This window comes from Reyranella massiliensis 521 (assembly GCF_000312425.1).
GTDB lineage: Bacteria > Pseudomonadota > Alphaproteobacteria > Reyranellales > Reyranellaceae > Reyranella > Reyranella massiliensis.
On the sequence record NZ_HE997181.1, the window covers coordinates 1,563,047 to 1,583,689 of the forward strand.

Consider the following 20,643-nt stretch of genomic DNA (forward strand, 5'->3'; position numbering starts at 1 on the left):
TTCTGATCTCTGCGTCCACTGACGCTAACGACTAGCTTCCCATTTGGCCGTGATTGCCTGTTCCAGCATGTCTTCAAGTCCACTGAGCGCGATGTCGATCTCCTCCATCTTGTTCTGGAAATGCCGAATATCCACCTCAGCAATCGGAATGTTAATCGGCTCGCCTTGGCGATTGCTTGTGTACCGGAAGGTTTGGCCATCGGGATCGATCTGATCTAATTCGAACAGCAATCGCTCTAGGTCATCGCAAGCAATAGCTAGGTTCTGGTCAATCACCTCCTTAGCTTTCGTCCAGACTTTCGCGATGCTGTGCTGGGTTTTCGGCCACTCGCCACCATACGTGCTGACTAGCCGTTTGAGCCGAAGCTCGATGCTGTGCCGATGAAGGTATAGGATTGGATGCAGAAAGGTCCGTCCGCTGTAAGCACCATGCTCAAGAACGTGCTGGATCAAGGTCTCCGCAGCCCTTTGGTAACCATATATCTGCCCGCCAAGTCGCCAATCTTTATTGTAGGATTCCAGACTCTCGTCATAGCGTTGCCCTTGCTGGAGTAACGGGCCTTTAAGAAAGGTCTCATTGCGATCATCGCTGGTTGTCATTGTCACCTCGAAGCGTAATGGGGTTGTGTGCCGACAGAACTCAGCGCCCAGCCGGTAAATACCTCGACGATTCATCTCATCGAGGTAAGGATAGTGGCATTCAAGGACGGATATAACTCCCGGGACCTACCCTTGGGTTATCAGCAGATCACCGATCTCAGCGAAGTAACCACGCTTGGCGTTCCGAATGGGGCACGCTTCGCGATGATCAGCGTGGATGGCCAGATGGTCCGTTGGACCGATGATGGTCAAACCCCGACCGCGACCTTCGGGATGCCCGCCGGTGTAGGAATTACGCTGGTCTACGAGGGTGACCTCAGTCTGCTCAGATTTATCGAAGCGGCTTCGGGCGCGATTCTCAACATCAGCTATTACGCCTGATGACGAAGTACTCGGTATCAGTCCTGCCTGTGCAGCGGGACCCGGTACTCACGTACCTGAGTTCGGGTTCTGGCAGCTATACGACCCCAGAAGGTGCCCGGTATCTCCGAGTGACCCTGCAGGGTCCCGGTGCTGGTGGAGCTGGGTCAGGCACGAGCCCAGGCGCTGTGAGTGCACCGGCCTCCGATAGTACATTCGGTGTATACACCGCGGTCCGGGGACAGGCTTCCTCGGGATCGACTGGTGGGGCCGGAGGAACTGCCTCGGGTGGGTTGATCAATACGAACGGACAGAAGGGTCAAGGTGCTCCCGATAGCGGGGGTACGGGTTCCTATCAGTATCACTTGGGCGGAGCCGGTGGTGGTGCCGGTGGTGGTCGTAGCCGAGTGAACGCGGTTGGCGATAGCGCCGTTCCAAATTCGGGTGGTGGCGGAGCCGGCGCAGGATCGGGAAGCGTGGGTGATCCCGGTGGCGGTGGTGGAGAAGGTGCATGCATCGTCGTGCTGATCGATAACCCCGCAGCGAGCTACGCCTACACGGTAGGAGCCGGTTCGGCCGGAGGCACCGCAGGCACCAGCGGTTATGCTGGTGGAGCAGGGGCCGCGGGCTACATCCTCGTGGAAGCCTTCTTCTGATGCGGTGTTATTCCGGTCCCGCGATCATCGAACGCGACCCGGTCAGCTTCACGGGCCAGCATGGAATCAACGTCATGTGGCCGTTCATGGGGCCGTTGGTGGTCGATCCGGAGAATCCCGAAACGACCTACCGAGAGAGCGTCTTCGATAATCCAACGGGTGGCTGGTCCGCTCACATAACCAGCGGAGTGCTGGACCAGATCAAGCGAGCGAAGTTCGATCATATCCGTCTGAACGTGGTTCCCGGCCCGTGGATGGAAGCACTCGGCAACCCGACCCGCCTCGAATACCTATTCGGGCTGACGGATACCGCCGTAGATCAGTTGATCGATTCGGGCCTTGGTGTGGTCGTTGATCTCCATGCGACCGACTATGTGCTGTTCAAGGTTCGGGACATCCTCTCGGACCTCAATGGCAATCGCGCGAAGTACAATGCAGTGGTCGGACTATTCGCAGATCGCTACCGAACCCGTTCCCAGTCGAGATTCGCCCTGACCCTGTTCAATGAACCACCGCACCCGAGCGAGTTCATCGGGGATTGGGCAACGATGCAACGTACGCTCTACGCGAGTGCACGTTCAAAGATGACCGCGCATACCATCGGTCTGACTTCGGACACCTACGCAAACATCGACCGAATGGCCCTGTTCGATCCCCGAGGGTACGACTCCAATACGCTGTTCGAAGTGCACCCCTACGCGCCAGCGATCTTCGCGATCCAAGGCTACCCGAGTTCGGCCTACAACAAGTATACGTTCGGCCTTCACTATCCCCCGAACCCCTCTGAAAAAGACTCCGCCATTGCAGCGATGACCGCGCAAGTGAATGGGGATTCGACTCTAACGAGCCAACAGAAGCTCGATACCATCGCCGCACAGACACAGGAGCTGGGGTACTACTTCGATGTCCCCCTGAATGGACAATGGATGCAGGCTGAATTGGCCAAGCTAAATGATTGGATGTCCACCTATGGCATCAGCCGGAATCGTATCTATTGCGGTGAGTACGGTTGCACCAGAACCAATTCGCTGTTCGAAGGCGGAGACTTAGTCAGTCGTGCCGCCTACCTTAGGGACCTGAGTCGTGCGATCAAACTGAACGGCTTCCGCAGGAACGTGTTCGCTCTGGACGCTCCCGACTATGGCATTTCCACTGGAACCTGCTCGGATATCGGTCCGTTTGAACCGACTCTACTGGATGCTGTGACCTGAACAGGCTCATAGCCATCCAGCCATCTTCAACAGCATGATCAGAAGGGCCATCGCAGGCCCATTGACGGTGATTCGGATTACCGGGTTGAATTGAACGATCATCAAATTCTCCATGAACAACGAGAAGTCATGGAGATTCCATCTACGGGTGCTTTCTTAAATAAGCAAATTCTCGTTCGCACAGTATTCAGACAGTTCACGTAGTCACTCATTCGACAGATTAACGATTAGTGGTGCAGGCACTGCCAGCAATCCCGAGTTCAAGTAATGCCGAGAAGGCGGAGTGAGACCAGAATCAGAAGGAAAGCTTCAGTGGTCACGACGATGTGGACGTGCATGGCTAGGCTCCAGACAAAGTTCAGGCGTTGGCCGAATCGGGTTTCGATTGGCCGGGAGAAACTCAAAGACTGATACGCGTGGCCGATCCGAGGGGGCTCAGGTACGACCGATGACCCCTTCAGTGAATACAGATGCCGAACACCTGCGCCACCAAATTTGGGACGTTGGGATCAGGATAGCCTGAAAGCTGGGGACAACCCAAACACAAGCCGAAATTCATTTGATTCAAGCAAGGGGAAACCGACAAATGTACCCAAGCTGTGGGCAATTCTGGGGATCGATAGACAGTTGACAGGCCCGAACCGCAGTCAGCAGTGGGGCCTAGCGAACTTCAATGTACGGTCGATTTCTGGAATGCCTCCGCAAGTGCATCTGAGACTCCCCACAGGCCATCTGAGACACGTAGATAGTAGGGTGGCCAAAACAGCAGGACCCCTCTCAGTGAGTCTAGGAATCGATTTTAGAGGGTATTTCTCCCACGAATGATAAGAGGGGGTTGATCCCAAGCATTTTCGCGCGATGGGGCGAGCACCCCACCCCCGGGGGGAGTCCAGCGGGAACCAACGGGAATCGCCTCCGGAACCAGCGCGATCAGGCATCCAGCTTGGGGTGATGGCAGGCCGATCACGACACATCACCCATGACGCGCGCGATCCAGATGTGGTGCCAAGCGCAGCCAAGATCGGAGATTGGATGTTATGGAAAGTCCGCGAGCGCTAGATGATGTGGTCCGCGATCCGGAATCACACGGCCTCGACGGGAACTTTCTGGGCGGTGCGCGTGCAATCCGATGACCTCGATGAAACTTCAACGCGATGAGCATCGGGATCGATCAGAGCCGGGCAAACTTCGAAGGTGGAAGAGGAGGGACACTATGCTCTGACGCTATGCTCTGACGCTATGCTCTGACTGGTCGTTCTGATCCTAGGCTCTGACAGTTCGTTCCGACAGGTCGTCTACTTGCATGCCAGTGCCGTCCGCGCTCGCTCAGTCGGGAGCATTGGAATCAATCAGATGTGGGCAGGCTGAAGCGCTCCACGAATCGATCAGTCTGATTCTGGAGCCTATTGTGGAGTGGATCGCGATCACCACTCGTCACCTATATGGTCACGTTCTATTTAGCCCTGAGGCATCCGCTTCATTAGCTCCGGCATTAGAGCGGCTGCGCCCTCACCGAGCTTCTGGTTAGACTCGGCTGTAGCCTGACCGTTCTCTGCGGCCATTGCACCCGATGCGACATTCGCAGCCTGTTCGGCCTTGATGGCGTCTTCGACTTCCTTCTCAGGATTCAGCAGTTCTGCGGGGAAGCCACCACGCTCCAACAGGTATCGTCCAGTCTTCGGCAGGTTGATATGCCGGAGCCCATTGGGACCGAGCTGAGAGGCCATCATGAACATGTTGGTGACACGATCCACTTCACGCTGAGCTTCCACACGTTTGTTCAGGCTGTTGGTCTCCAGCGTGAAGACCTTGTCATCATAGGTGGCAGCTTCGCCACCGAGGGTCTTCTCCATGACGTTCATGTTCTGAAGGCATGCAATGGTGGCGCGGACGATGGGTTCGAGGAGTTCTTCCTCTAGCCTGAGCGCATACACGCCGATTCTCCTGAAGAACTCTGCCTGTCTGACCTGTACCTCTGCGCTGGTCATGCGGTCGGACTGGGGCAGGACATCCGCCATGAGCATCCGGCGGATACTCTGCTTGAGCATCTCTACGAGCTGTGGACCCACGTCGAAACGCTGTCCGTTCATCTCGATGGCTTTGATCTGACCGTTCGGGCTGTAATAGGTTTTGCGGGCTTCGATCTTCGCGTCCTGGAGTTCCAATGCATTCGTCTGCATCGGCGGACATACTGCGTAGGCCGACGCATCCAGCAGGTCGGCCATCATCAGGTTCAACGTACGAATATCGGGGAGTGCCTTACGAACGGGGCTATCGCCCCATGTGCTGTTGGTGGTTCTATCCCAACGGAACACAATGATGGGCTTGTACTTGACCGTCTGTGAATCCAGTTCTTCCCACTTACCCGTGAACACCTGCCACTCGTACTGACCGAGCTTCTTGCCGGGGAACATGCACTCGATCACCTCGACAGGTTCGTCGGGTTTCTCGTTGTGCATACGCGTGATCCAGTCGGGGACCTTCTCGTACTTCGCTATGACCGTACGAACAGGAAGTCGGTGCTCTCGGAAGACCGTGTCGATCTCGCCGCATCCATCATCCAGATAGTAGAGCTGAGCCAGAGGCAGGGCGTAGAACAGGAGGGTGCGATCCTCCGCCATACGCAGACCGATTGCTCCGGTGCCACTGATGACGCAGTCCTTTAGAGATTCGCTGACCGACTTGTAGAAGTCCGACCCGTTGATGGCTTCGTAGAATTTCGCCTGCTCGATTTCGAGTAGGACTTCAAAGGTGAAATGTGCGGGGACGAACTGCTTGAAGCGTTCGCTCAGCTTCAGCCTGATCCATGCCTGATCTCTCGGGATCAGGTGGGACATGATCGTGGTTACTAGGGTGTTGACTGCGTCTTCCGCGGTGGAGTCGAACTGTTCGGTCCGATCTGGAGGGCTATCCGCGATGTTCTTGGGCGATCCCATCGGGGACGTGTAGAAGTACGCCCCATGCAGTTCGTCTTCGATCTGCTGTCGCTTCCGCTTGGCCGTTTCAAACCGGCTCTTGGTCTTGGCGATCTCGTCCATCGGTTAGGCAGCACCCAGTGTCTGAGTGGACTGCTGACCGGTGACGCCTGCGTATCCGTTCGGACCAAGCGTCGAGTACATCCCGCCGGTACGGGCACGATCTACACGTTCCTTGGTGGCAGCTTCTTCGGCCTCCTTCGCCCTCTGAGCCTGAAGTGCACTGGTGTCCTGAGCAGGAGGTGTTTCCGGCTGCGGTGCTCCGCCGAATAGAAATCCCATGGGTTGGTTCCCTGTTATTGATTGTTCGTTCAGCTATTTAGGCCCACGCGGACATGCAAAAGGCCCGACCAACGAGGATCGGGCCTTCAGCTCCTTCAGATGGGTCGCTTAGACTGGGTCCGGGAAGGTACGGACGAACGTCACAACTACGGTGATCTTGCCGGTGATCGCACCAGCACCGACTACCTTAAAGTCGATGGTCCCATCGGCCGGGAAGACATAGCCCTGACCGAGATCAGCACCGGTATTCAGCGAGCCACGACCCGCAGAGGTGGTCGTAGTGGTTCCGATGAAGCGGGCTGCGCTGTCCGGGGTACCCACGGACAGGCTGGAACTGGAGCCCAGTGCGTCGAAGTGGACGGCTACATCCACGACCTTCTCGCCCCTGAACATCGAGAGCATGTTCACGATCTCGTTCTGAGCCAGAGCTGCAGCGGTGTAGGTGGAAGCGCGATGCTCCAGCTTGATCCCGCTGCGGAGCGCGGTGTTTGCAGTATTGTCAGTTGCCATTGGAGTTTACCTCTTTTCTTGTTTGTTGGGCCGATTACAGACCGTTGACCGTAACCTTGAGCACACCCTTCGGTAGGATCGTGGCCGCACCGATCTTCATATCGGCGATTGCCTGCCACGCGCGGAGATCAGAACGCCATTCGACATCGCTCTGAATGTCCTGACTGACACCAAGTCCCACTGCATGGTTTGCAAACGCGTAGCAGTTATGAATCACGCTGGTGTTCCAGTAGTCCTTGGACTGGAGCAACGAAGACACGACGATATTCCATCCCATAAAGGAAGTGGCACGCCCGTTGACCAGCGGAGCACCCTTGTTGAAGTCCGCGCTGCCGTACTGATTGATCTGCATCAGCTTGTTGTAAACGCGGGGAGTAATCACCAACGTGCGCTCATCGGTCTCCCAATCGTAGGTCTCGGTCAGCTCGGAAACTGTGCTGAGCAGAGCCATGTCAAACGGCGCTGCCGCACCCGCGGAGGTGTTCGATGCCTTCATCGCATTCAAGAGAACCTTGTCCATGCTCCGGGCCAGCGCCATGGCATTCGCATCGGCGAACTTCTGCCGAATGGGGGCCTTGAGTTCGAACTCCTGCAGCTTGTTAATGAGGCGAGCGGCCTCATAACCTTTCATCTCGGCAAGCGAGTTTTCGATGGGGTTGTCCGAATCGAACTCGATGGCCTGTCCGAGCGGACGGTCCTCCTGCACGTTGGATTCGCCGACTGAGCCGAAGCGAGTGGACTCACCCTGAACAGACTCTTCGTAGACGAACGGACGGAGCTTCGAACCCTTCTGCTGAAGCGCGGTCTCGAACTGGGACTGGTACTGAATAACTGCTGCCGAATCGATATTGGGCATGACTTTGGCCTCTTGTTCTTATTGTTTTTGGGAGGACGCCTGCTGCCCGAGGTGTGCCCCTTGTGTCGGTCCCTTCCGGGAGTGCGCCGATTCTCAAGAGGCTCGTGCGTGGTCGTCTGAATCTATTTAGGGAAGTGCGTTCAGACGGATGCGCAAACAGAAAGGGGCACCCATGGGTGCCCCTCTGTTCGGATCGTTGATCGATCCTTCTTGGTTATCTCTTGAATGCGGCTAGTCGTTTCGCAATCTTGTCAGCTTCGGCTCGCAGGCGGTCGCCCTCGGAGCCCGGCCTCACATAAGCAGGGTTTCGGGTGATCTCACCAAGGCTGGCTTTCAACTGAATCGGATCAGCACCGCCCGCATCGGTATCGATGTTGAAGTCCGGGCCCATTGCTGCCTTCCATGCCGGATAGACGAGTGCGTTGAACCCATCGGCGGTCATCGCGGCATGCCAGATGTATGGCTTATCCTTGGCCCACGCCTGGATGGATTCCATCATGGGATCGAGCTTGTCACCGTACTTGGCCCTGAGTTTGGCGACCTCTCCGGATGGGTTGGAGGGAAGGTTCAGTGCTTTGAGGGCGTCGGATTGAATTTCAACTTCCTTGGCCGCGACTGCCTGCCGAGCAACGTTCTCGGCGAACTGTTTGATCGCGGGCTTGGACTTATCGATCTGCTCCTGTGAGAATCCAGCTTCCTTAAAGAACGCTGAGAACTGTCCCTTCTGCTCATCGTTCTCGAAGACGATGCCGGAATCTTTGGTCAGCTCATCGAAGCTGTATGTCTCGGGTACCTGAGCGCCATTCCGCTTGGACTTCTCAAGTTCAAGGTAACCTTTCTCCAGTTCCTCCTGGTTCTTGTACTTGCCAGCGAGAAGCTTGGGTTCACTCGGAGCTTCTCCCTCATCGGTCGGTGCTTCCTCTGTCTTCTGAGGTATCGAAAGAATACTGCGAGGGGCAGCAGGCTTGGTCTCGGTCGGAGCTGAAACAGGAGCCGGGGTAGGAGTGGTCTCGGCCTTCGTGGTGTCGGTGGTCTGTGTAGCTTCTTCTGCCATCGCGGCTTACCCCTTCTTGTTCTGTTGTTGCTTGGCCGCCTCAATCTGATTGTCGATGAACGTGATCAGATTCTGTCGGGCGAGAATCCAGATCGCGAGATTCGTGTTAATGTTCTCGTTTGCGATACTTGGTGTGTTCGACCGGTAGGCGAGGTCTTCAAGGACTCGCTTGCCTCGTTCCGATTCGAATACGAAGGCGTAATCCTGTTCGAGCGTCGTACGCTCGGTATCATCGACCGTTGATATGGGGAGCTGGTCAAGCCATCGTCGTGCCATTGCTAAGTCCTGTCGTTGTGTTGATCTGCGACAGGACTATTTAGGCAGGATCGATCAGAGCCGGATCATCCAGTTAGAGAAGGTGGTTGGCTGCATGTTGTTGTGCGCGGCGTCGTTTCCAGTGAAGTCCGTGGGGCTACCGAGAATCAGGCCGCCCCCGGTGGACGCGAGAGGGTCGCCGGACGTGCCCACGCCACCACCGCCGCTCGGTACCTGTGCGTGCCGATGGCGAGGCATTTCATTGATCGTGAGCTGATGGGTCTCCGTACCGACCGAGGTACCCAGCGCGCGAGGAGTTAGGCTAGAGCCGGTACCAGAAACGCCAACAGTGCGGCCCATGCCCAACGGTAGGCGCATGTACTTGTTCGAGCTGAAGTCCGAGGCAGCGCTTGCACCACGCCCTCCCGTAACCGGGCACACTGTGTTGGAGCAGTTGTTCCAGAGCAGAATGTAGAGGGCGCTGGTATCATTGTTCGCTCGGTTCGAGGCACCGGAGCTGGCGGAGCCAATGGTGCCATCGTCCCACATGATCCATCCCGCATCTGGGGTGGTCTTCCAACTGGGTTTCATGTCCCCGGTACTGAAGGTATCGGAACTTGAACTCGTGGCGATGTCTGCCCAGACCGAACCGTCGTAGGTTTCGAACCGACCCGTGTCGGTATTGAACCGAATGGCACCCTGAAACGCAGCACGAGCGCCGGTCGTACCCTTCGGGATGATGATTCCACCAGTGCCTTCGAAGAAGGTGAGGCCTCCACCTTTGGGGGAGAACACAAAGCTGATGTGGGTATCGGAACCATCTGCACCGATGAAGACGGCTTCCGATGCGGCACCACCCTCCATGGTGACGTAGTTCACGGCGTTCGCATGGTTCCGGACTTTCGCCTGTGTTCCACCTGTCGTGACCAAGTTGATGTCGGACCCAGTGACGGTGGTCGTTCCGCCCGTGGTTCCAATGGTGGGAACCCGAGCTGCCGGAATCGTACCCGATGTGAGGTTCGAAGCGTTGTCCGCTCCGATGTCCGAACGTACCTGAGCGGGAGTCCGGAGTTCGTAGCCGAGTTCATTCGAGTGAACTCGCAGCATCCTCTGGGCCTGCCCGGTAAGTGCCAATGGGGTGAGGAGTGGGAGAGAGACCGTGGTCAGGTCACCGTTCTCATCGAATCCCAAGGTGGAGTTGGCACGTTCCGTCGCATTGTGAGTGAGTTCCATATTCTCACCCTGATAAGCCTCGGCGGAACCCAGTCGGATGGTGCGGTCGATCTGCTCCTGAAGCTGTTGATCGGACATGACCAGTCGATCCATGTCCAAGTTGACGTTCTTGGAGTGGAATGCCCCGGCCGCGGCATAGTCCACCTCTCGGACATAGGCCTGATTCCGACGCATCCTGATCCGCGCATCGAGGGGAGGGGCAACAGCGAATGTGATCGTGCCCCCACCGTCCTGCCCAACTCCGGCTACTGTGTAATCAGTGATGAGATTCTGTTCGATACTGCCGACGAATACTTGAATGTCCGCTTCGTCGTTGATCTCGAACGTATACGTAAAGGTCGTCTGCGATCCGTTACCGACACCCTGAGAACGGGCCTGAGTTGAAGCGACTGTCATCGATGCTGCATTCCATATGAGTGAGGAGTGCAGCTATTTATGAGTCGGAGTTACCAAGCCGATCTGGGCAGGAGCAGTTGCTGGTGGTTCTCGCGTTCGAGTCTACGTTCCATGCGCCCTAGGTAGCCGGGATTAACGGATTCCATCAGGCCGTTCAGGACGACGAACTCCCAAGCGGCCTTCGTATAGAACAGGTTTACGTAGGGAGTGTGCCTGCTGATCGTGGATAGGGATTCGCTTCCAAGGTTGTGCCCCTTGTCATCGACCCAGACTTCTTTCAGGTGCTGGGTCAGCTTAGCAAAGTCCGCGACGGTGCCGACTGTCGGTCCAAGTAAATGTGCTCCGCCACCACGACCCCAATCGGCGATGACCTTGTCGTAGAAGAATCCCAGACCACCGCCGCGGGCCATGGCTTTGCCGAACATCTGAACGTAGTCACCACCATCTTCGGGGATGAACGGGGTCTTACCCTTGATCACGTCGAGGGCAGCGTTCGCGATAGCCCCATATACGGTAGTCGCGATGATCAGGTGGACCATCCCGGATACATTAGCTGATCCCCCTCGGTAGAGTTCACGACCGAGGTGGTGCTGAATCGCACCGATTGGATAGGACATGAACTGTGTCAGAGTGCGGACGATCTCGCCCGCGGGTGTTCCGGCCTGAGTACCGAGTGTGGCATGAAAACGGGTCTTCGCATTGGGATCGGTCGCCGCATTGCGAACGATGTCATAGAACATCGAGGACCATTTCAGCTCGAAGTCGTCTTTGAACTTTCTGATCTCCGCTTCACTGGCGTTCTCGCGGCCCATCATCTTGCGGATAGCGGCGTCACTCTCCTGATGGATCGCATCGGAGACGACGAAATCGAGCCCGTTGTGGTCCTTGATCGTATGTGTACGAACGTAATCCCAGTCCGAATCCGTGATCGAATAGCGGTCGAAGGTCGTTCTCAATCTGGCGTCCAGGGCGGCCCGAGCCAGGTCCTTCTGCGCACCCAGCGTCACGCCGATATCCATGGCGGACTGGGTCTTGAGTACGTCGTTGAGGTAGCGCTGGCCATTCAGGGTGTTGGTCAAATCTACACGCTTGGACCACTTACCATCCGGGCTCGATCCTGCATCGAACCGCTCCAGTAATTCAGAGGTGAACGAGTCCGAGGCCACCACTACCCGGGCCGCGAACGCACGCTTCTCCGCTGATGGTGCACCGCTGAAGATCGCGCCGATACCCTTGAGGTTACCCTCGGTGAAGGACTGGCCAAGCCACTTGAGTTCACCTGCGCGATTAGCAATGTCGGGGAGGGACCCGAGGATTCCGTTATTCAATAATGTCCACGATCCGAACAACCGAGCCCGGTTCAACAGGGTAGCGCCGGTCATGGTTCCCTGAATGCTGGACGTGCCGTCGATGTAGTCGAATGCCTGTTCGATGCGTCGGCTCTGAAGCTTCTCGATTTGCTTGGTCGCGGCCTGCCGCATCTCATCGGTGCTGGCAGGATCGTTGAGAACCTTAAGCATCGATGCCTTGGCATCTTCCACGTCGGCGCGCATGGCTGCACGACCAGCCGGTCCCCACATGTCGAGGATTCCACGGGTCCGGCCAGCCCTACGCAGAGCCAGCATGACATTCTCATGGACGTTCCCGGTTCCGTACTTTTCCATGATCTCGAACTCGCCCTTGGCAGTCTCGAACTGGATGGAACGGGAATGACCAACCTTCTTGGCGACATTCGATGATCCGCCCTTGAACGCGGTCAGCCAATCGTTGGACTGACCGGTACCATGATGGCCGGTGCTGAACGAGGTCCAGAGTTCACGTAGCTCTTGGGTAAGCGCAGTGCTGTTCGAGGGATCGATATGCGGGAAGGTCTTTCCGATATCGAGGCGACCCGGCTCCGTCCAGAATTTCATGAAGTCCTGGAAATCAGCTTCACCGCCTGCACCTCGGACCTTCATCCGGTCGTAGCTGCGGGAGACCACGAATCCTGCGAGTTCACGAATATACGCGCCACCATCGTTCATCCGGAGGACGCTAGCGTGGATGGCTTCTGCGTAAATCTTACCCAGCTTGGTCGCGACCTCGTTACCAGAGGCAGGGTCGGAGCCACCGCGAGCCCGGGACATCTCGATCCAGACGTTCATGTCGCCGTCGCGGTCCAGCGTCTTGATCGCCTTATCCATACCGGACTCACGAAGCTTGGTACCGAGCGCGGTGGTCAGACGTTCGGTGTGTCCCTTCTGAAGAACCTCGGTCGAACGGGCGGCCCCGGCTTGAGGTCCTTCGATGCCCCAGATTTGAGCCTCGATTGCATCGCCCGGACGCATCTTCCATTCGTCCGAGTTCCTCAGCGTGTCGCGTTCCTTCTTGCGTTCGACGTTGAAGTAACGTTCACGCTGCTCCAGCATCGCCGTGCGCTTCGCGGTCTCTGCCAGTTCGATGGTGGCGAGGGTCAACGCCTCGGAGTCGGAGACGGCACGCTTGGAGCGGATCATCTCCGCTGCCTTGTCGGTGAGATTCTGGGTGAGGCGATCTGCTTCAGCATCGGTGAGCTTGTCCCCGTATGCTTCCTTGATCGCTGCCTTACATGTGTCGCCTAGTCCTGCCATACCTTATCTACCTCAGCGGATGCACGCAGCGATCCGTCCGTACATCTCAGCTTCGGCATTGGCCTTGGCTACAAGTGCATCGGCATCATCCAATAGGGCACGTGCACCGGCTGGAAGTTCTCCGTTCTTTTCGATGTCACCAACTCGGACAGCTAGATCGTCGATCTCCCTCTGGAGCTGAGTCAGCTCGGTCTGACCACCGCTACGACGGATCGCTTCATCATCACCCTTGGCCCGGACCAGACGAGCATCGTGCTCGGTCAGGATGGTTCTCTCTTCCCGAGTGGTTTGAAGCAGAGGGGCATAGCGATCCCTGTTCCATTGGGTAACTTCATTCAGGAACTGATCGCGCTGTTCGGTGATTCGAGCTGCCGCATCACTGATTGAGGTCGGCAAATCCTTGGAGGAGCGAAGCTCGATATGTCCGGGGCCCTTGGCAGACGCGGCAAGGTCGGCATCGGTCGCACCCTGAACCAAGGTGTACTTCACCGGACCGGTACCGTCATGGAACTTGATCACCTGATACTCACGACCAGTGCCGGTGACCGGATCAATGTCGGGTCCGTCCCGGAGGGCGATGTTGTCAAGGTAGCGCTGAGCCTGTCTCTGGTTCGGGAAGGTCATGACCGATCCATTGGACTGGCGAAGTGGTTCCATCTGGGATTCACGTCGAAGGATGAATGAACCATCCTGGCGTTCGAGCACGCTGGGTTGATAGCCTTCATCTCGACTGATGCGGCGTGCTGCATTCTCCGCGCGCTTTAGGGTGGTGAACTCCATCATCTCCCCGTTACGGGCCAGCACAGGGACGACCGATCCTGTCGGTTCAGCCAGGGGATGAGGAATATCACCTCCAACTCGGGGACCACCCATGTCGATGCCGACGCGTTCGGGCGTAGGGAAGGGACCCATTGCGGTTTCGAAACGTGACCGAGCCATCTCGAACGGAGTCAGGTTGGAAGAACCCCCAAGAAGGTGTTCGCGCAGGGCGAGGTCAGCTCTGACTGGGCGGCCTTCCATCACCGAAGTGAGCGCGTCTCCGAGCATGGCCTGCTTGACCTGCATCGGTGCGTCATCGATCAGCCGGGCGATCCCGAAAAAACGATCCTTCGCATATCCGACTGGGACATGGAGGCCACCGCCTAGGACACCGCCGAATGCGATGTTCGTCAGGGAATCCAGGGCGGTGTAGTCGCGCTGTTCGTATTTGGAGAGGGTGTAGTTGATCGGCTCCAGCATGGCGGCACCGACCGTGCCTTCGACCGCACCGATGCCAGCCCGAACGACGCCTCGACCGATCACGCTTGAGCCGACCTGAGCCAGCATGGCCGCGGCACGGGCCTCACCAACCACAGGGATGAACGCACTCAATATATTAAGTGGATCGATCAGGTTGGCTGCACCGCCCACGACGAATTGAGAAGCACCCTGCCAGAATCCTCCGGTGCCACGATTAATGATCGACTGCTGATAGAGTTCTTCGCGCTTGAGGCGCTGGAGCTGCTGAGCCTCTCGCTCCCGAACGGGTTGATCCCATCCAAGCAGTCTGGTCGTACCCTGCTTGATCCCGTACTTGGCATTGGCCTCGTCCGGTTGGAGCAGGGGAGATTCTACATAACGAGGGTTTGGAACCGGAACAGTACGAGGCGTGCCATCGTCCCCGATCTCAGTGGTGTAGCTGAGCGTCGGTGAATTTTCCGTGGAGATGTCGATCCAGTTCTGAACGAGGTTTGTCGTAGAACCAGCACGCTGATCCGCCCATGTGGCACCAAGTACCTCAGCGGTGTTCGACTGGAACTGGTTGATGCCGAGCTGATCCAGCAACGGATCAATCCGGATGGGGTCCGAGTACAATCCTGCCATTACGGGGTCACTCCCGAACGGCCGATACCGGTCCAATCCCACATGCTCTTCTTCGGAACGACCGTACCGCGAATCTCCGAATAGGGAATCTCATAGAAGTTCGGGCCGATACCCCGATTGATCACGCGCTCGGTAGCCTCTTCGACCTTGGATTCGTTCGAAGGATTGGAGGTGACCGAACGCTTCTTCGCCAGTGCTTGGGCCTGAACTTTCGGTTCGGCCGTAGTCGTACCGGGTCCCGCTTGAGTATCAACAACGGTCGGCTCGATGGAGAGGGGACTGCGAGGAGATTTCAGTTCGACAGGTCTGCCATTCGGGTACAGCCAGATCAGGCCACCATCATTCGGGGACGTGACGAAGTTTCCACGCCGGGCCTGATCGAACTGAATCTTCAGTCGCTGTTCATCGGTGAGTACATCGCCGGGCTGAGCCGGAAGTGGGACCAGCATCTCCGGTGTCAGGGTACGGCGCGCTTCAGCGATGGCCTCCTCCGCCTTCGGCAGGAGACCCTTCTCAACCCGGTATGTCGGTCCGAAGTCGTACTTCTTACTGATCAGACCATCGACGGCACGGCGTGCTGCGGTCTTCTCATCGAGTCCTTGATCGCCATATAGGAATGCGAGGCTTCGAGCACCCGAATAGACCATTGCGGTCAACCGTTCTCCGCCACCAACACGGGCCGTACGATTGAAGTCGGCAAGCTGGCGTTGGACTTCTTCTTCGATTTTGCCCGCGACGCCCGGTCGGGTCTGGTCGAGATTCTCCTTTAGGGTCTTATCGCCCAGAGAGAGGGCCTTGATCATGTCACTCCGAACCGGTGCATCCTCCGGTCGGTTGAGGGTGGCGACGATCTGAAAGCTTGGACTCAGGGGCTGATCGAGCTGAGCGAGCTGACGCATCACCACGGGGAACTGATCCCCGTACTGGTTGGCCAGTTCCTTAATGCGTTTGTCGGCTTCGATGGGAGCCGAGATCGCCAGTGCATTCACATCGGCGGCCACTGACATTGCAGTGGCTTTGGGCATTAGGGCGATCTGTCCGGGGCCAGCACCCATGCGGGTCTGGACCTCACTAAGGGTCTGGTAGCCGATGGAGCGCACGCTGGCATCCGGAGAGCTAAGCATCTCTCGGAGCTGGCTGGACTGGCTCGTGACGTACTGGGCGGGATCAGCGGTAAATGCCTGCCACTTCCGCCCGACGATCTGCTGAGCTTTCAGGTAGGCCGTATGCGAATCGGCGAAGCCGACCGATCCAGATGCGGGCTTCAACGCATCGAGCTTGGCCTGATCCTCCGCCGGACTGGTGAGCCCAATCGAGGTCTGAAATGTATACGCCTGCCTCGCCAAGTTTTGCTTATTCAGGAACTCTTCGGCCATGCTGGAGTTCTTCGGGAACATCGCGCGGACTTCGGCCTCGCTCATTCCCGGCGCACCATTCACCTCGACATCCACGAGGACATCGTTGGCTTTGGTGCGAAGTGCGGCAACATTGGCACTGTTGGCCATCGCTGCTTCGGCTCGCTTTTGATTGTACTCGACGGTCATCATCGCCGCGTAGTGCTTGCGCTCCTCAGGGCTAGGCTGCTTTCCGAGCATGCCGGGAACAGCATCCTTGCTGTTCTTCATCGCGTCGATCTTCGCCAAGCTGTATCCGGTCGCGCGGAAATCTTTCATGATCTCGGCTTCACGGATCGTAGCTCCGACCTTGTCGGCGTAATCCTTACCGGCCAGCGGATTGATATCGCCGTTCTTAACTCCGCCCTGAATCAGAGAGGCGGCCTGACCCAGTCGGTCCTGAACCTGATCCGGAGTTAGCGATCCATTGAGGATTCCATCGTAGGCCTCGGTGCGTAGCTGTTCGACCTTGGTCTGGATTTCAGCAGTGCGCTCCTGCGCGGCTCGGACAACACCGGCCTGTTCGATCTGCGTGACCGTCTGAATCTGCTGTCGATCCGCCATTAGTGCGAACTGTGGCAGGAGATCGGGACGGACATTGCCGAGCCACTCTCGCTTCACCGAATCGAAAGCCTTCGTAAATGCGGCGGAGTCAGTAGGATTCTGCTTTTGAATTTCCGCGGCCTTGGACTGCAGGTCGATCTGCTTACGCACGGCCGTTTGTTCATCCGCTCCGGACTGATACGCCTTGGAGATCGGGAACAGCTTGGCAAGCGGCCCCGCATCTACCGGAGTGTCCGGGTTGGGATTGTTCATTTCATCTTGGACACCCTTGGCGCGGGCCTGTTCAACACCGGTCTGTTCGGCGAACTTGTAAAGGGATTCGCTGAGCTGCTCCCACACGGCGGTGTTCGGAGCCGGGATGACGACGCCAGTGCCGGGATTCTGAGCGACGGTGATCGGAGCATAAAGAGGAAGCTCTGCCATTAGAGTCGCTCCCATGTGCTCGGACCTGTCTGGGTCAGGTTGGAACGGTCAAGCGCACTGAGCCACTTATCACTGGCTGCAGAAGGACTGACCGAGGTGAATCCATTCATGGAACTCATGGCTTGGCCGCCAAGCAGGCTGACCGTCTTCAGACCGACGCCTATCATCGCGTTGGTCTGCTCCTGCTGGCCCATCGAATAGAGATTCTGAGCGCTAGCTTCGAGATTGTCGGCCTTTACATCGGCAGACCAGTTGGTATTCCAGACATCCCGCTGAGCTGCCTCTCGGGTGTCAGCCAGGATGTCCACGATGGAGCCTTGAACATCGACACCCGCTGCTCCCGCCAGAGCAGCCTGTCGACCAGCGATCTTGTCGGCTCGCCGTTTGATATCTTCGATCTTAAGCGTTGCTTCGGTGCGAGTATTCTCGGCCTGCTGCTGAGCGAGCCGAGCCTGAGCGTTGTACTGAGCCTGCTTCTGGTCGGCTCCAACCTTTGCGGCAACAGCGCTCAGTGCAGTCGTAGCGACCATGATGCCGATGCTGATTGGATCAATTCCCATTCCGTCTTGAACCTCTATGTTGTGAGGTTATTTACGGCCGGGCGCGTGCATGTAGATCAGAGGCAGTCCATCGACATACTGATCGGTAGCGTGGAAGCCGATCAGATTCAGCCAAGCACGGGCTGGGCCATCAGGGGGACACACCGTCCAGTGGGTCCGATTGGGATAGTCGATCTGACCACCCCGGATGAATGTTCGAGCCTGCTTGGTCAGGCTGAGGCGAATACGTTCCGCCTCAGGTGTGGCGAATGCACCGTACATGACCAGATCAGGATCGATCAGGTTCAGGTAGTGGGCTGCTACTGCCGTTCCATTGACCCGGACGACTTCCAGACGAGTAGTCCGAAGTACCTGATCGACCAACTCGTAGAGGTTCACACCCAGTATGCGACAGGTATCGAGTTCGATCTCTCGGGGATTCGATAGGACCTCTTCCAGACCATCGCGAGTGCCGGGTTCAATACTGATGTCGATCATTGCGAGGGCGAGGTCTTGGCTTCGACGGTGAATCCCAGCACCGTACAGGGCAGGGGATCGCGAGATTCAATGGACAGGATTGGCTCTGGACTCCAGCCACCTCCGAGCCAGACGCGCTTCATCGTATCGTAGGTCTCCGGAGGAGCATCGAAGATGTCGTTGGGCATCGAACGGAGTGCGATGCGGGTACCGTTGACCCAGAAATCCTGAGTATTACGAAGCGTGAAATCGCCTTTCACCAGCCTGATGCTGTTGCCTCTTTGCAACTGACCGTTCACCACTGGGGATATCGGCAAGCATTCGGCCAGCGCCGTATAGGCCACACCGACGTAGACCTCTGAGACTTCGGAGGGCAGGGTGAAGTCACCGTTCGCATCGATGGCAACATCCCGAAACACCAGTCCATCACCGATGACCGAGGCCATCTTCGATGCATGCGCGGTGAACCCGGTCCAAGTCTCCTTGGGCGTTACGCTAGTGTCGTGGGACCAGAGATCGCACCAGACATCCGTGGTGAGCTTCGCCAGCCATGTCTTCGAGTTGTAGGTGACCAGTGCATATAGAGTATCATCGAGAGAGCAGATCGAATTGATTGTACCCTCGGCCATCGCAAGAGTGGCCCAGCCTTGAACACGCTGTTCGAAGTCGATGGTGATAAGAGAGCAAGTACCATCGGCATTGCGGAAAAAGCAGAGGTTCGCTTGCGAAGCGAAGCCCCGAACATAGGCGGCATCAGTGGGCGACTTTAATAATCCCGGTGCGAGCACACTGAGATTCTTCGCGATAAACGAATCTGTGTTGAAGTCGTAGCCGAAGCTACGAAGCCGAGCCCGACGATCCACGAATACATTCGCCGAATCCACCCCAAGGCTACGTATGCCAGTGTTGATCATCCCATGTCGGGTATTCAGCCGGAACAGCACATTCGACGGAGTGATAGGCGCGGAACTCTCAGTCCACTCACCCACGCTGGTGTTGATGATCAGCTCTTGGCGAATCGAATAGCAGTCCTGAATCGTATGAACGGCGGTCGATCCCAGCACGAAGCTCCACGACATGTCGTCGGCAACTGGCGTAGTGGTGAAGTGGAACAGGATGCCAGATCGAGAACCCCATACGGTCTCAGGCAGGCTCTTGGAACCACCGATGACCAGACGATTCTGGTGGAAAGTACCAACTTTGGGGTAACCGCGAGTATTAGACCACGCGGCCTCGGCACCCGAACCGAAGTCGAAGGTCGGTGCGTTGGTGATCGCCACGGAAGAGACGGTCCAAGTCGCATCGTTGCCACCGCGCTTGATCGAAGTCATTGGGACATCATCGTGAAACCCGATCCACAAATCCTTCGACTGGGTGAATTTCATGGTGGCTAGCTGCGATGAGGTCCATGGCACTACAATGTTCGTCGCGACAGCTACGTCATTCCGGTAAACGTCGAGCGCGCCATTCCGAAACACGAACAGGTAGACCTGAGATTCGTTGAACACGAACGGGGCGATCTTCACCGCACCAGCGGATTCGCCAACCAGCTTCAGCCCGGGCCGCTTGAACAGGGGGCCCATCGGAAGCGGGATGAAATTCGAACAAGTGCGGAGGGCGGACTGATAGACTTCTAGGTTCGAGCGTCCTTCGAGTGCCTGTCCTACGATGTCGTTGGTGCTTGATTGGCCCGACGTGAAGCTGTTCTGGGTAATCCGAAAGATGGGCATTTAGCCACCTCGGACACGACGCCACGTCGATTCGGGCTGCGATGAACCGGGCTGGGACCAACCATCAATGACAGCCGCATCGTTGAACGCGAGCTGCGTGTCTCGCGCACAGGACTGCTTGACGCTGGATTCCGCGCTGAGCGGTTCCGCCGCTTCATAAGCCAGGGAGCAGATGAAATACTGAACGAACGAACTCGGGAGGCTGCCGATGTCGGCTTCGCCATAGGTGCGTCCGTACTTGAGGATCAGCCGAGAGTAGTTCGAGAAGACCTCATGACCCTCACTGATGTAGGTGTCCGCTAGGAGCCGGGCACCCGCGGAGTTCATCATGAAACGAGTGCGACGATAGTCGGCCGGGAGCGTGAACCGGTGCTTCCACCGAGGGTCGGCCGGGTTGCCGACCAGTCGGGTCAGCTCAAGAGTTCTAGTCGCGAACTTCCAGGGTGCTGCGTCGAGGCACCGATCCAGAACGGGCTTCCAGATTCCAGCGTATACACGAGCCTGCTGCTCCTCCTCGTCGAGGGAGCTGATCGGATCGCCTCCGATCTTCAAATTCGCTGCAGTGATGATCTGATAAAGTGTCGATGCCATGCCGGTATTTACCGGCGGACCTCAGTTGACCTTCGCTTAGGGACCTATCAGGTTCATGCAAAGTG

General features: G+C 57.2%; 17 protein-coding genes. 3 read left to right on the forward strand and 14 right to left on the reverse strand.

Annotation, left to right across the window (positions count from 1 at the left end):
* Positions 1-24 precede the first annotated feature (24 nt).
* Positions 25-600 carry a hypothetical protein gene (locus BN60_RS07675; protein ID WP_020695433.1) on the reverse strand — a complete coding sequence of 192 codons (576 nt, stop codon included), beginning with the start codon at positions 598-600 and terminating at the stop codon, positions 25-27.
* Between the two features lie 27 nt (positions 601-627).
* Between BN60_RS07675 and BN60_RS07680 the strand changes: the two genes are divergently transcribed.
* The 3 genes from BN60_RS07680 (at position 628) to BN60_RS07690 (ending at position 2,827) form a co-directional block, all read left to right on the forward strand.
* Positions 628-981, forward strand: coding sequence for a hypothetical protein (locus tag BN60_RS07680; protein ID WP_020695434.1), 354 nt, complete (start codon positions 628-630; stop codon positions 979-981).
* Between the two features lie 500 nt (positions 982-1,481).
* On the forward strand, positions 1,482-1,616 hold the full coding sequence (locus BN60_RS31600; RefSeq protein WP_281015328.1) for a hypothetical protein: 135 nt from the start codon (positions 1,482-1,484) through the stop codon (positions 1,614-1,616).
* Complete coding sequence (locus tag BN60_RS07690; RefSeq protein ID WP_020695435.1) at positions 1,616-2,827, forward strand: glycoside hydrolase family 5 protein; 1,212 nt, start codon at positions 1,616-1,618, stop codon at positions 2,825-2,827. The genes BN60_RS31600 and BN60_RS07690 overlap by 1 nt, the downstream gene beginning before the upstream one ends.
* 1,457 nt (positions 2,828-4,284) lie before the next feature.
* On the opposite strand, the gene BN60_RS07695 is transcribed toward BN60_RS07690, so the two are convergent.
* The 13 genes from BN60_RS07695 to BN60_RS28705 all read right to left on the reverse strand — a co-directional run bounded on the left by BN60_RS07695 (position 4,285) and on the right by BN60_RS28705 (position 20,578).
* A complete protein-coding gene (locus tag BN60_RS07695; protein WP_020695437.1) occupies positions 4,285-5,865 on the reverse strand; it encodes a portal protein in 1,581 nt (526 codons plus the stop codon).
* 327 nt (positions 5,866-6,192) lie between these two features.
* Positions 6,193-6,594 (reverse strand): hypothetical protein, encoded by a 402-nt coding sequence (locus BN60_RS07700; protein ID WP_020695438.1) that lies wholly within the window; start codon positions 6,592-6,594, stop codon positions 6,193-6,195.
* Between the two features lie 34 nt (positions 6,595-6,628).
* A complete protein-coding gene (locus tag BN60_RS07705) occupies positions 6,629-7,450 on the reverse strand; it encodes a phage capsid protein (RefSeq protein ID WP_020695439.1) in 822 nt (273 codons plus the stop codon).
* A gap of 214 nt (positions 7,451-7,664) precedes the next feature.
* On the reverse strand, positions 7,665-8,504 hold the full coding sequence (locus BN60_RS07710) for a hypothetical protein (RefSeq protein ID WP_020695440.1): 840 nt from the start codon (positions 8,502-8,504) through the stop codon (positions 7,665-7,667).
* Positions 8,505-8,510: 6 nt separating this feature from the next.
* Positions 8,511-8,780, reverse strand: coding sequence for a hypothetical protein (locus BN60_RS07715; protein WP_020695441.1), 270 nt, complete (start codon positions 8,778-8,780; stop codon positions 8,511-8,513).
* Positions 8,781-8,834: 54 nt separating this feature from the next.
* Positions 8,835-10,388, reverse strand: a complete 1,554-nt coding sequence (locus BN60_RS28700) for a hypothetical protein (RefSeq protein ID WP_020695442.1) — start codon at positions 10,386-10,388, stop codon at positions 8,835-8,837.
* 50 nt (positions 10,389-10,438) lie between these two features.
* Positions 10,439-12,997 carry a hypothetical protein gene (locus BN60_RS07725; RefSeq protein WP_020695443.1) on the reverse strand — a complete coding sequence of 853 codons (2,559 nt, stop codon included), beginning with the start codon at positions 12,995-12,997 and terminating at the stop codon, positions 10,439-10,441.
* A gap of 12 nt (positions 12,998-13,009) precedes the next feature.
* Positions 13,010-14,860 (reverse strand): hypothetical protein, encoded by a 1,851-nt coding sequence (locus BN60_RS07730; RefSeq protein ID WP_020695444.1) that lies wholly within the window; start codon positions 14,858-14,860, stop codon positions 13,010-13,012.
* Positions 14,860-17,241: a hypothetical protein gene (locus BN60_RS07735; protein WP_020695445.1), complete on the reverse strand. Its 2,382-nt coding sequence runs from the start codon at positions 17,239-17,241 to the stop codon at positions 14,860-14,862. Before BN60_RS07735 ends, BN60_RS07730 begins: the two co-directional genes overlap by 1 nt.
* Positions 17,241-17,801 (reverse strand): hypothetical protein, encoded by a 561-nt coding sequence (locus tag BN60_RS30275; RefSeq protein ID WP_148283348.1) that lies wholly within the window; start codon positions 17,799-17,801, stop codon positions 17,241-17,243. Before BN60_RS30275 ends, BN60_RS07735 begins: the two co-directional genes overlap by 1 nt.
* A 27-nt stretch (positions 17,802-17,828) precedes the next feature.
* Positions 17,829-18,278 (reverse strand): hypothetical protein, encoded by a 450-nt coding sequence (locus BN60_RS30280; RefSeq protein WP_148283349.1) that lies wholly within the window; start codon positions 18,276-18,278, stop codon positions 17,829-17,831.
* Positions 18,275-19,987, reverse strand: coding sequence for a phage tail protein (locus BN60_RS07745; RefSeq protein WP_020695447.1), 1,713 nt, complete (start codon positions 19,985-19,987; stop codon positions 18,275-18,277). Before BN60_RS07745 ends, BN60_RS30280 begins: the two co-directional genes overlap by 4 nt.
* Positions 19,988-20,578 carry a phage connector family protein gene (locus tag BN60_RS28705; protein WP_020695448.1) on the reverse strand — a complete coding sequence of 197 codons (591 nt, stop codon included), beginning with the start codon at positions 20,576-20,578 and terminating at the stop codon, positions 19,988-19,990. It abuts the gene before it with no gap.
* Positions 20,579-20,643: the final 65 nt, after the last annotated feature.